Below are 12,321 nucleotides of genomic sequence, written 5' to 3' on the forward strand. Positions count from 1 at the left end.
AACCGCGAACGATCTAGGATCGTTGCGGACCGCCAGGGCGTTGCCGCAGTTGAAGCTCGGTGAGCAGCCGCTCGACAGGGTCGTCGAGAGCGATGCCGGATATCTCGACCGCGCGGCGTACGCGGTATCGCAGGGTGTTGGGGTGGATGTTCAACCGCCTCGCGGCACCGCGTACGTCGCCCAGGGCGTCGAGGAAGGCCAGCAGCGAGGGAATCAGGATCTGGCCGTGTTCGGCGTCGTAGGCGGCCAGCTTGTCGAGCCGGGGATCGCGGAGCCTGGTCTGCTCGCCGAGAAAGGCAATGATCTCCGACAGCAGGAGATGCGGGCGCATGTCCGCAAGTGACGCGACGTCCCCCGTCCAGTGCCCGCGTGCCATCGCGTCCAGGACGCGGTCGGCGTCTTTGCGTGAGACGGCCACCTCCGAGAGCCGTGGTACGACCCCTCCGAGCCCGGCGTGGACCGACAGCTTGAGATGGTGGCGGGAGGCGTTCACGATCTCGCCGGCAAGGTCCGCCACGCGTGCCGGGGCGCCCTCGCTGAGGTCGGGCAGGAGCGCGTACACCCGGCTACCGGACGGGCTGACCAGGGTGGCGCGGCGGTAGGCGGCGGCGTGCACCGAGATGAGATTGACCAGCTCGGCTCGCTGTAGCGGGCGCAGCCCGGCTTCCGCGCGCAGGGCGAAGGCCACCACCATCGCCGGTAGTTCGGGATCGGCCCCGATGTCGTCGGCGGCCGACCCGGCGTCCAGCCGCCCATCGAGCAGGCCGACCAGCAGGTCCTCGCGCAGGCTGGTCTCCCGGCCGGACCGGGCGTGGTAGCGGATCAGCCGTGGCGCCAGGGCCCGGCTGGCGCCCAGCAGGGCCGTCTCGGCCTGCTCGGTCAGCGGGGTCGAGCCCTCCTGGACCCACACCACGCCCAGCGGCCGCGTGCCGGCGTGGACGCCCGCGGCGATCCGCCGCCGGATGCCCAACTCCGGCCGCTCCTCGACGCGCACGACTCCCTCACCGGCGTGCAGCCGCTGGAAGACGCCCCACTCGCGCAGCATCGCCATGTACCGCTCGGGCCCCTCCCACCCGAGGATCGACAGCTTGCGGAACTCGTCGGCTTCGTCGTCCACCCGTGAATAGGCGAGCACGCGGTTGGCGGTGTCCTCGATGCTGACCGGGCCACCGGTCAGCGTGGCGATCGTCTGCGCGAAGGAGAACAGATCCCCGAGCACCTCACCGGTCTCGGTGTCCCCGAGCGTGCGCGCCACGTCGACGACGCCCCGGGTGAGCGCCTCCAGGCGCTCCCACCGCGCCTCGGTGCGGACGGCCAGGAGTGCGACCCCGGCGTCGGTGGACGCGTCCACCAGCCCCGCCGCGTCCTTGACCGCCACGGCGGTCGCGCCGCCGCGCCCGGCGGCGCGGACGGCCGGAAGCGCGGCCTTCCCGCGCGCCCCGATCACCAGGGCCAGCGCGCCGGGGATGGGTGCGGGACGGTCCTCGGGATCGAGGATCGCCACGTCGCGGACCTGCGCGCCGAGCCCGCGCGGGGCGGTCAGCACCTCGACGACCTGGTCGCCCAGGGCGCTCAGGATATGGCGGAGCGAGGTGGCCATCGAGCTTGTCCAATCGTACAAAGACGCTGGTCAATGTTAACCGTTAGGACAAAGAACTGAAGGCTCCGTGCACCTAGCGTTTCCCGGCAACCGACCCGGCCGCCCCGCGTGGCCCCAGGTCAGAGCAGCAACCGACCCGCAGGAGCACGAGCCGTGGACGCCGTCACCCAGACCCCCCGACCGCAGAACGAAGCGGTTCTCGGCTACGCGCCGGGAAGCCCGGAACGCGCCGAACTGGAGGCGGAACTGAAGCGGCTCGGCGGAGCTGAACCGCTCGAATTGACCTGCACCATCGGGGGCGTGCAGCGGCCCGGCGGCGGTGAGGCGATCTCCGTGGTGCAGCCGCACGACCACGCCCGGGTGCTCGGCACCGTGCGCAGCGCGACCGAGGACGACGCGGCGGCGGCCGTCGAGGCCGCGCGGGGCGCCGCGCCCACCTGGCGTGCGATGCCCTACGACGAGCGCGCCGCGGTCCTGCTGCGCGCCGCCGACCTGCTCAGCGGCCCCTGGCGTGCCCGGCTGAACGCGGCGACGATGCTGGGCCAGTCCAAGACCGTCGTTCAGGCGGAGGTGGACGCCGCCTGCGAGCTGGCGGACTTCTGGCGGTTCAACGTCGCCTACGGGCGCCGGCTGCTGGCCGAGCAGCCGATCAGCGGGGCCGGGACCTGGAACCGGATGGAACAGCGGCCCCTCGAAGGATTCGTCTACGCCATCACGCCGTTCAACTTCACCGCGATCGCCGGGAACCTGCCGACCGCGCCCGCGCTGATGGGCAACGTGGTGCTCTGGAAGCCCGCTCCCACGCAGAGTTTCGCCGCGCACCTGACCATGCGGCTGCTGGAGGAGGCCGGCCTGCCGCCGGGTGTGATCAACCTGCTGCCCGGCGACGGCACGGCGGTCTCCAGGGTCGCGCTGAACAGCCCGGACCTGGCCGGCATCCACTTCACCGGCTCCACCGCCACGTTCCAGCACCTGTGGAGCACGGTCGGCGCCAACATCTCCGGCTACCGCAGCTATCCGAGGCTGGTCGGAGAGACCGGCGGCAAGGACTTCGTCCTCGCGCACCCGTCGGCCGATGTCGACGTGCTGCGCACCGCGCTGGTCCGCGGCGCCTTCGAGTACCAGGGACAGAAGTGCTCGGCCGTCTCGCGCGCGTACGTTCCCCGCTCGATCTGGGAACGGCTGCGCGACGACCTGGTCGCCGAGACCGAGGCTCTGCCCGTCGGCAACGTCACCGACCTGCGCAACTTCGCCGGCGCGGTGATCGACCGACGCGCCTTCGACCGCCACGCGGACGTGCTGCGGCGAGCCGCCGCCGACCCCGAGCTCGCCGTCATCGCGGGAGGGACCTGCGACGACTCCGTCGGCTTCTTCGTCCGGCCCACCGTACTGGTCTCGGCCAACCCCCGGCACGAGGTGTTCCGCACCGAGTATTTCGGCCCGATCCTCGCGGTGCACGTCTACGACGACGCCGAGTACGACGAGATCCTGGAGCTGATCGACGGCACCACGGACTACGCGCTGACCGGATCGATCATCGCCACGGACCGAGCCGCGATCGCCGGCGCGACCGAGTCGCTGCGCTTCGCCGCCGGGAACTTCTATGTCAATGACAAGCCCACGGGTGCGGTCGTCGGCCAGCAGCCGTTCGGCGGCGCCCGCGGCTCGGGCACCAACGACAAGGCCGGCTCGGTGTTCAACCTGCTGCGCTGGACCAGCCCGCGCTCGATCAAGGAGAACCTCGTCCCGCCGACCAGCGTCGGCTACCCCCACCAGGGCTGAGTCCCCCAACCAGGCTGAGCCCTCCACCAGGGCTGAGAGGATCGCCATGCCGCGTTCAGCCATCCTGGCCGCCGCCCGCTCCGCTCGGGCGCGGTCACTGATCGAGACCATCCCCATGACGAGGTCGGTGATCGACCGGTTCGTCGCCGGTCCGGAAACGGCGGACGCCGTGCGCGTCGCCTCCGAGCTCATGGCGGACGGACGGCGGGTGACCCTCGACCACCTTGGCGAGGACACCACCGACCGGGTGCAGGCCAGGGCCACCGTCGACGCCTACCGCACGCTGCTGACCGTGCTGGCGGACATGGGCGCCAGCGCCGGCTCGGACGTGTCCATCAAGCTGTCGGCCGTCGGCCGCCAGCTGCCGGCCGACGGCGAGAAGATCGCGCTGGACAACGCCAGGGCGATCTGTGCGGCCGCCGCCGCCGCGGGCGCGACCGTCACGCTCGACATGGAAGACCACACCACGACCGACTCCACTCTCGGCATGCTTCGCGAGCTGCGCGCGGACTTCCCGTGGGTCGGTGCCGTACTCCAGGCATACCTCCGGCGCAGCGAGCAGGACTGCCGTGACCTCTCCGGTACGGATTCGCGGGTTCGGCTGTGCAAGGGCGCCTATGCCGAGCCTCCGTCCGTCGCCTACCAGGACAAGCGCGATGTGGACAAGTCCTACGTGCGGTGCCTCGGGATCCTCATGCGAGGGAGGGGATACCCCATGGTGGCCTCCCACGACCCGAGAATCATCGACATCGCCGGACGGCTGGCGGCCCGATCCGGGCGCGACCGAAACGATTACGAACTCCAGATGCTCTACGGAGTCCGGCCTGCCGAGCAACGACGCCTCGCTGCCCGCGGCGACACCGTCCGCGTCTACGTTCCCTACGGCGTCGAGTGGTACGGCTACTTCATGCGCAGGCTCGCCGAACGACCGGCGAACCTCGCCTTCTTCCTGCGCAGCCTCGCCACGAGCGGCTAGAGCCGATCAGGCCCCCCTTACACACCCCCCTTTCACGGAGACCTTCATGAACAAGACAGCGCTCGGTGCCGTTCTGGCGGTTGCCGCCCTGGCCACCTCTGCCTGTGGCCAGGGCCTGCTCGGCAGTGACACCAAGAACGACGAGGGACCGATCCTGCTGGGGATGGGCATTCCCCTGTCCGGAAGCAGTGCCGACATCGGCCCGTACATGAAGAACGGCGCCCAACTGGCGATCGATGAGATCAACGCCAAGGGCGGCGTGCTGGGCCGCAAGCTGCAGCTTCGCGCCGAGGACGACGCGTGTGACCCCAAGACCGCGGTCGCCGCGGCGAACAAGCTCGTCGCCGCGGGCGTCGCCGTGTCGGTCGGCGGATACTGCTCGGGCGCGACGCTGCCCACACTGCCGGTCTTCGACCGCGCCAAGATCCCAATGATCATCCCGGCGGCGAACTCCAGCGAGCTCGTCGAGCAGAAGCTCAAGCACATCTTCCTCATCAACGGAACCGGTGACCAGCAGGCCGCGGCCGGCATCGCCTGGATGACCAAGAGCGGGGCCAAGAAGGTCGCCGTGATGGACGACAACACCTCCTACTCCAAGGACATCGCGGTTCGCACCGCCGCCGAGCTTGACAAACCGGGCGGGCCGGACAAGGCCGGCGTCGCGTCGGTCAATCCGGGGGAGAGCGACTACTCCGCCAACGTCACGACCGTCCTGAGGTCGAACCCCGACTTCATCTACTGGACCGGCTATTACCAGGAGGGCGGCCTGCTGCTGCGGCAGCTCCGCCAGGCGGGGTACAAGGGCCGGTTCATGGTGGGCGACGGCTCGGTCGACGCCAAGATGATCAAGATCGCGGGTGACAAGACCGCCGAGGGCACCTACGCCACGATGACGCAGACCCCAGACACCGTCGAAGGTGCGGAAGGGTGGATCGCCTCCTACAAGCAGAAGTTCGGCGCCGCCCCCGGCCCGTACTCCACGCAGTCCTACGACGCCGTGCGGGTGGCCGCCGAGGCGATCAAGAACGCCGGCGGCAGCGACGGCGACAAGATCACTTCGGCGCTGGAGGCCATCAACGGGCTGCGGCTGTTCTCCGGGCCGCTGAAGTTCACCCCGCAGCACACGATCAGCAATGGCGGCTTCGTGATCCTGGTCGTCAAGGGCGGCAAGTTCGCCCTCCAGGACTCGCTGAAGTAGGCGTCCATGTCGCAACTGATCTGGAACGGTCTATTCGTCGGCTCCTTCTACGCCCTGGTCGCGTTGGGCTACAGCATGGTGTACGGCATCATCAAGCTGCTCAACTTCGCCCACGGTGACCTGTACATGCTCGGCGCGTTCAGCGGATTCGCGATGCTCGGCGCGCTGGGCGGGATGGTGAAGTCCGCCTCGCTGGCGGCGCTGTTCATCGTGCTCATCCTGACCATGGTCGCGACAGGTCTCTCGGGCATCGTCATCGAGCGGGTGGCCTACCGGCCGCTGCGCGGCTCGCCCCGGCTCTCATTGCTGATCACCGCGATCGGCGCCTCGTTCGCGCTGGAGTACGGCATGCGCATCGTGGCCGGGCCCAACCCGAAGGTCTATCCGGTGCGGCTGGACGGTACGTCCCTGAACGTGCTCGGCGCCCGGATCACGGTGCAGCAACTCGCCCTGATGGCAGTGTCCGTCCTGTTGATGGTGGCGCTGAACATCTTGATCACGCGGACCCGGGAGGGCCGGGCCATGCGGGCGATCGCGCTGGATCCCAAGGCCTCCCTGCTCATGGGCATCGACGTGAACGCGGTCATCGCCCGGACGTTCTTCATCGGGTCGGCGCTGGCAGGCGCGGCCGGGGTGATGGCGGGCGGCTACTACGGGAAGATCGACTTCCTGATGGGCTTCATCATCGGGCTCAAGGCGTTCACCGCGGCAGTCATCGGCGGCATCGGCAACATCCCCGGGACCATGCTCGGCGGCCTGGTGCTGGGACTGCTGGAGTCCTTCGGCACCCACTGGCTGGGCGGCGAGTGGCGCGACGTCTTCGCCTTCGGCTTCCTGATCCTGTTCCTGACGATACGGCCCACCGGGCTGCTCGGCGAACGAGTGACGGAGCGCGTATGAGCGAGCAGCGTGTGAGCGATGGCACCGTCGTGCAGGATCCGCTGGTCAAGCCGGTGAAGGGCCGGGGCCCGACGTTCATCAGCCGGTTCCTGGAGAGCCGGCACCTCGGCTGGGCGGGTCTGGTGGTCGGGCTGCTCGCGCCGTTCGTCATCGCGACGCCGTACGCGATGAACATCATGACCAGCGCGATCATCTTCGTGATGCTCGCCGTCGGCCTGAACATCGTGGTCGGCTACTGCGGGCTGCTCGACCTGGGTTACGCCGCCTTCTTCGCGGTGGGCGCGTACACCAGCGGGGTGCTGTCCACCGAGCTGAAGCTGCCGCTGCTGGCGACGGTCCCGATAGTGATCGTCGTCACCGTGATCGCGGGGGTCGTCATCGGCGGGCCGACCCTGCGGCTGCGCAGCGACTACCTGGCGATCGTGACCCTGGGCTTCGGGGAGATCATCCGGATCGTCGCGAACAACCTGGACGTCACCGGCGGCCCGTCGGGCATCTACGGCATCCCCGGGTTGTTCGGTGATGCCACGTCCGAGCCGGTGGTCTTCTACTACGTGGTGCTGCTGATAGTGGCGGCGGCGGTGCTGCTCGCGGCCAGGCTGGGCCGGTCCCGTCTCGGGCGAGCCTGGCGGTTCGTCCGCGAGGACGAGGACGCCGCCGAGGCGATGGGCGTGCACACCTACAAGGTGAAGCTGGCCGCCTACATCGCCGGCGCGGTGTGGGGCGGGCTGGCCGGTGTGCTGTTCGCCGCCCAGCTGTCGGCGATCTCACCGGCCAGCTTCACCTTCCTGCAGTCGGCGCTGGTCCTGATGGCCGTCGTCCTCGGCGGCATGGGATCGACGCCCGGCGTGGTGATCGGCGCGATCGTGATCAGTCTGCTGCCGGAGATGCTGCGCGGCCTGGCCGACTACCGGTTCTTCGTGTTCGGCGTGCTGCTGATCATCATGATGATCGTCCGGCCGCAGGGCCTGTGGCCCCATCGATCGAGGGAGCAGTGATGCTCGAAGTCGAGGATCTGCAACTGGCCTTCGGCGGCGTGCGCGCCGTCGACGGGCTCACCTTCCGCGTCGGCCAGGGCGAGATCGTCTCGGTCATCGGCCCGAACGGCGCGGGCAAGACATCGGCGTTCAACTGCGTCACCGGCTTCTACCGGCCGACCGGCGGCCGGATCACGCTGAACGGCTCCGACGTGACCGGCCGGCGCCCGTCCCTGATCGCCGCGCGCGGTATCTCCCGTACGTTCCAGAACCTTCGGGTCTTCGACGAGATGTCGGTGCTGGACAACGTCCGGGCCGGTACGCACCTCTGGCTCAGACAGCGTGTCCTGGACGCGCTGCTGCACACGCCGCGGTACCGCCGCAGTGAGCAAGAGGGCACCCAGGAGGCGCACAAGTGGCTCGACTTCGTGGGCCTGCGCGGCGACCGGGCCGGGCTCGTACGGAATCTCCCGTACGGAGAGCGGCGCCGGGTCGAGATCGCGCGGGCGCTGGCGCGGCGGCCGAGCCTCCTGCTGCTCGACGAGCCCGCAGCCGGCCTGAACCACAGTGAGAAGGCCGAGCTGCTCGAACTCATCCGAAGGATCCGCGAGCTCGGCATCGCGATCGCGCTCATCGAGCACGACATGGGCCTGGTCATGCAGGTGTCGGACCGGGTCGTGGTGCTCAACTTCGGCAAGGAGATCGCCGACGGCACGCCCGGGGAGGTCCGCGGCGACCCGGCGGTGATCGAGGCCTATCTCGGTCGCGACGCCGACGAATCAGAGGTCGAGACGGCCCGCAAGGAGGTCAGCGGTGCTTGAGGTGAAAGATCTCGAGGTGGGCTACGGCGGCGTGCAGGCCCTGCGCGGGCTGTCCCTCACGGTCGGGGACGGTGAGATCGTCGCGCTGCTCGGCAACAACGGCGCCGGCAAGACCACGACGCTGTCGACGGTGTCCGGGCTGGTGAAGCCCGGTGCCGGCCGCATCACCTACCGGGGTGCCGACATCACGCGCGACCCGCCACCCAAGATCGTCGCGCGCGGGCTGGTACACGTGCCGGAGGGGCGGCGGATCTTCAGCACGCTCACCGTGCACGAGAACCTCCTGCTCGGCGGGTACCTGCTGCGTGAGGCCAAGGAGCTGGCCCGCCGCGTGGACCGGGCCTACGAGCTGCTGCCCAGGCTGGCCGAGCGGCGTGGTCAGCACGGCGGCACGCTGTCCGGCGGCGAGCAGCAGATGCTCGCCATCGGCCGGGCGCTCGTGGCCGGCCCGGACCTGCTCATGCTGGACGAGCCGTCCATGGGGCTCGCACCGCTGATCGTCGCGGCGGTCATGGACGTCATCCGCGACATCAACGCCTCCGGAACGGCGGTCCTGCTGGTCGAGCAGAACGCCAAGGCCGCACTCAAGATCGCCAGTCGCGGCTACGTGATCGAGAACGGCCGCTGCGTGCTGGACGGCCCGGCGGATGAACTGGCCGCCGACTCGCGCGTGGTCGAGGCCTACCTCGGCGGCGTCACATGATCACTGGACACACGATTAGACCTGTGAAGCGCTCTCCCTTCGCCGGCATTGTCCGGATCAGGTGGCTAGGGGTCACCGTACCGCCTTGCGGCGTTCCGGCCTCTCAGCCCTTCTCTCGTTCCTCTGTTGGATTTCTCCTTCAGAGAATCTCGAGTTGGGCTCCCTCGCTCGCCTCACAGGCCACTTAGTAGTTTATCGCCATGGAGCTGCGGCATCAGGGGCCAAGGCCTGTCTTTGCCGTTATCGAAGACACTCTTTGCCGAAGCCGCACAGGGGCAGGGGAGGCGGAGAATGTCGGTGCCATCGCGTTTAATCGAGGGGTGGATGTTGAGGAGCGCATTGCCGAGCTGACCGCTGAGGTCAAGCGACTGAACGACCTGTACTACGGCACCGGTGACAGCCCGCTGCCGGACGCTGACTACGACGCGCTGAAGGACGAGCTCGCGGCGCTGGTCGCCGAGCACCCGGAGCTTGAGCCGGCCGACAGTCCGCTCGGCAAGGTCAATGCGCCTGCGGAGCTGACCGGCCCGACCGTGCGCCACGCGCGCCCGATGCTCTCGCTGGCGAAGGCGACGAGCGAGGAGCAGATCCGCACGTTCTGCCAGCGCTTCGGCGGCCAGGTCTTCCGCGTGTCAGAGAAGCTCGACGGGCTCTCGCTCAGCGTCGTCTACACCGACGGGAAGCTCGACTACGTCGCCACGCGCGGCACCGGCACGGTCGGCGAGCTGGTGACCGAGAAGGTGCGCCACGTGATTCCGGGTCTGCCGACCGAGATCGCGGCGCCTGGGCGCATCGAGGTCCGCGGTGAGGCGGTGATGCTGCGGTCGGTGTGGGCCGCCTACAACCAGGCGCACCCGGACCGGACGCTGACCAACCCCCGGTCGGGCGCCGCCGGGACGCTGGTGCTGAAAGACCCCCAGGCGGCTGCGCAGGCCAAGCGAGTGCTGCGGTTCTTTGCCTTCGGCGCTGACCGCGACGGTGTCGCGGTGGAGATCCCGGCGGGTTTCGAGGCGGTCGCGCAGTACGTATGCGCGAGTGTCGAGGAGGCGATGGACGCGATCCACGAGATCGGCGGTCGCCGCGACGGGCTGGACTATGACATCGACGGCGCGGTCGTGCGGCTGCACGAGCCGGCGGCGTTCGACGCGGCGGGGTTCAACAGCGCCGAGCCGCGCGGAGCGATCGCGTTCAAGTATCCGCCGGAGGAGAAGCTGACGACCCTGCTGTCGGTCCAGTGGCCGGTCGGCAAGATCGGCCGCGTCCCGCCGCGCGCGAAGGTCGCGCCGGTGTTCGTCGGCGGCGTGACGGTAGAGAACATCACCCTCCACAACCCGCGGCTGATCCGCGAGCGCGACCTGCGGATCGGCGACACGGTGGCGGTCGTACGGCGGGGCGATGTGATCCCGTTCGCCGGCCGTTCGCTGCCGGAGAGACGCGATGGAAGCGAGGTGGAGATCGTTCCGCCGACGCACTGCCCGTCGTGCGGTTCGGAGCTGGAGGTCCGCGGCACCGGCGAGGAGCGCTGGTGCGTCAACCTGCAGTGCCCGGCACAGGCGACGCGCCGGTTGATGCACTGGGCCTCGCGGCAGGCGGCCGACATGGAGGGCGTCGGCGACACCTGGATCGAGAAACTCGCCGAGGACGGCGTGCTCAAACGCCGCAGCGACTTCTACGATCTGACGGCCGAGCAACTGCTCGGTTACGAGCGGATGGGCGAGGTCAGCGCCAAGAACATGGTCGACTCGATCGCGTCCTCCAAAGGCATGGGGCTGCGGCGCGCGCTGATCGGACTGGCGATCCCGATGGCCTCCGAGGGCACGGCCAAACGCCTGTGCCTGGCCGGCTACGAGCGCATCGAGGACATCGCGGCGGCGACGGCCGAAGATCTGGTGGCGATCCGCGACATCGGGCCGAAGGCCGCCGAGAGCATCGTGGCCTTCTTCGCCCGCGCGGAGGTCCAGGAGGAGATCGCGGCGCTGCGTGAACGCGGCGTGGACCTCGATGTGCTGGCCGAGGACCGGCCGCTCGACGCGGCGGCCGCGGGCGACTCGCCGCTCAAGGGCACGTCGGTCGTGATCACCGGCGCGTTCACCGACCCGCGCTCGGGCGCGAAGATCAGCCGTCCGGACGTCACGCGCCTCGTCGAGCAGGCGGCGGCCACGACCGCCTCATCGGTTTCGGCCAGCACCGACTACCTGCTCGCCGGTGCCAACGTCGGCGCCTCCAAGACCAGCAAGGCCGAAAAGCTCGGGGTCACGGTCGTCGACCAGGACCAACTGTGGAGCTGGCTGGCCGAAGCCAACGTCATCTGATCCAGAACGGCCGTCCGACACCCGCGGCAACACCGTCGAGCAAACCATCCTGCCCGCCTGCAACTCCGCTGATCACCCGCAGCCCCGGTCCCTCCGCCGACGCGGAGCGACCGGGGCTGCGCGTCATCCCCCATACCTGTGGCGCGCAACCATTCATACATCGCCATATGCTAATGTGTAACACTTATTGAGTGGACTGCTCTTATTCGGAGGGCGGGCCCACGACGGTGTCCATATCGATGGCAGAAGCAGCTTCAGGACAAGGAGTTCGGTGATGTCCACTGCGACTGAGCACCGCACACACAGCGAACACTCGCACGTTCACGGTGAGGGCTGCGGCCATGTGGCCTTCCCCCATGACGATCACATCGACTATCTGCATGACGGGCACATCCACCGTGTCCACGAGGGCCACGTCGACGAGTGCGGCGCGTCCGGCCACGTGGTGCACGAGGCCGACCAGCACGAGCACCAGCACGGGCATGGCTGCGGCCACGTCGCCGTCCCGCACGATGACCACGTGGACTACCTGCATGACGGGCACCGCCACGCGTCGCACGAGGGACACTGGGACGACCACTGACCGTGCCGCGTCGTCGGTGCGAGCGTGACGCCGGGGGTCACGCTCCGGCCGTGACTATGATGGAAATGGTATTCACATGCTAATTTGTGCATGTGAATACCATTTCCTCTACTGAGGAACCCCTGCAGGAGTTGCATCCTGCCAGCGAGCTGCTGCGGGCGTTGGCGTCCCCGGTGCGGTTGGGGATCATTCGTGAGCTGGCCGACGGAGGCAGGCGCGTTCATGAGCTTGTGGCTGCTTTGGGAGTGAGCCAGCCGCTTGTGTCCCAGCACCTGCGGGTGCTGCGCGCGTCGCGGATCGTGGTGGCCCGCCGCCAGGCCCGCGAGATCGAGTACTCCCTCGTCGACGATCACATCGCGCACATCGCCTTGGAAGCCATCAGGCACGCCGCGGAAATCTAAGCGGAATCCCGGCCTGTCATTCCGTCCGGTTGTCGTGATCATTGAGCCTGGTGGGCGGCGGGGTTCCG

The 12,321-nt window shown here is 69.0% G+C and carries 11 protein-coding genes and 1 riboswitch; of the genes, 10 read left to right on the plus strand and 1 reads right to left on the minus strand.

The annotated features are described in order from the left end of the window. Positions 1-13: 13 nt before the first annotated feature. Positions 14-1,600 carry a PucR family transcriptional regulator gene (locus ACH34W_RS45550; protein ID WP_395967475.1) on the minus strand — a complete coding sequence of 529 codons (1,587 nt, stop codon included), beginning with the start codon at positions 1,598-1,600 and terminating at the stop codon, positions 14-16. A 153-nt stretch (positions 1,601-1,753) separates the two neighbouring features. Here ACH34W_RS45550 and pruA point away from each other — a divergent pair, with 153 nt between their 5' ends. From pruA to ACH34W_RS45600, 10 genes are all read left to right on the plus strand, one after another. Beyond that, positions 1,754-3,382 (plus strand): L-glutamate gamma-semialdehyde dehydrogenase, encoded by a 1,629-nt coding sequence (gene pruA / locus ACH34W_RS45555; protein ID WP_395967476.1) that lies wholly within the window; start codon positions 1,754-1,756, stop codon positions 3,380-3,382. Between the two features lie 46 nt (positions 3,383-3,428). Beyond that, a complete protein-coding gene (locus ACH34W_RS45560) occupies positions 3,429-4,358 on the plus strand; it encodes a proline dehydrogenase family protein (RefSeq protein ID WP_395967477.1) in 930 nt (309 codons plus the stop codon). A 46-nt stretch (positions 4,359-4,404) separates the two neighbouring features. Next, positions 4,405-5,556, plus strand: a complete 1,152-nt coding sequence (locus ACH34W_RS45565; RefSeq protein ID WP_395967478.1) for a branched-chain amino acid ABC transporter substrate-binding protein — start codon at positions 4,405-4,407, stop codon at positions 5,554-5,556. Positions 5,557-5,562: 6 nt separating this feature from the next. Beyond that, positions 5,563-6,456 (plus strand): branched-chain amino acid ABC transporter permease, encoded by an 894-nt coding sequence (locus tag ACH34W_RS45570; protein ID WP_395967479.1) that lies wholly within the window; start codon positions 5,563-5,565, stop codon positions 6,454-6,456. Then, positions 6,453-7,454 carry a branched-chain amino acid ABC transporter permease gene (locus tag ACH34W_RS45575; protein ID WP_395967480.1) on the plus strand — a complete coding sequence of 334 codons (1,002 nt, stop codon included), beginning with the start codon at positions 6,453-6,455 and terminating at the stop codon, positions 7,452-7,454. The genes ACH34W_RS45570 and ACH34W_RS45575 overlap by 4 nt, the downstream gene beginning before the upstream one ends. Next, complete coding sequence (locus tag ACH34W_RS45580; protein ID WP_395967481.1) at positions 7,454-8,254, plus strand: ABC transporter ATP-binding protein; 801 nt, start codon at positions 7,454-7,456, stop codon at positions 8,252-8,254. Before ACH34W_RS45575 ends, ACH34W_RS45580 begins: the two co-directional genes overlap by 1 nt. Continuing rightward, positions 8,247-8,957: an ABC transporter ATP-binding protein gene (locus tag ACH34W_RS45585; RefSeq protein ID WP_395967482.1), complete on the plus strand. Its 711-nt coding sequence runs from the start codon at positions 8,247-8,249 to the stop codon at positions 8,955-8,957. The genes ACH34W_RS45580 and ACH34W_RS45585 overlap by 8 nt, the downstream gene beginning before the upstream one ends. Before the next feature lie 17 nt (positions 8,958-8,974). Further along, a riboswitch (TPP riboswitch) is annotated at positions 8,975-9,133 on the minus strand. A 24-nt stretch (positions 9,134-9,157) separates the two neighbouring features. Further along, positions 9,158-11,269: an NAD-dependent DNA ligase LigA gene (gene ligA, locus ACH34W_RS45590; RefSeq protein WP_395967483.1), complete on the plus strand. Its 2,112-nt coding sequence runs from the start codon at positions 9,158-9,160 to the stop codon at positions 11,267-11,269. Between the two features lie 274 nt (positions 11,270-11,543). Beyond that, a complete protein-coding gene (locus tag ACH34W_RS45595; protein WP_395967484.1) occupies positions 11,544-11,852 on the plus strand; it encodes a hypothetical protein in 309 nt (102 codons plus the stop codon). Between the two features lie 92 nt (positions 11,853-11,944). Continuing rightward, positions 11,945-12,253, plus strand: coding sequence for an ArsR/SmtB family transcription factor (locus ACH34W_RS45600; RefSeq protein ID WP_395967485.1), 309 nt, complete (start codon positions 11,945-11,947; stop codon positions 12,251-12,253). The last annotated feature ends 68 nt before the right edge of the window (positions 12,254-12,321 follow it).

The sequence above is a fragment of the Actinomadura sp. 6N118 genome (assembly GCF_044326415.1).
Taxonomy (GTDB): Bacteria; Actinomycetota; Actinomycetes; order Streptosporangiales; family Streptosporangiaceae; genus Spirillospora.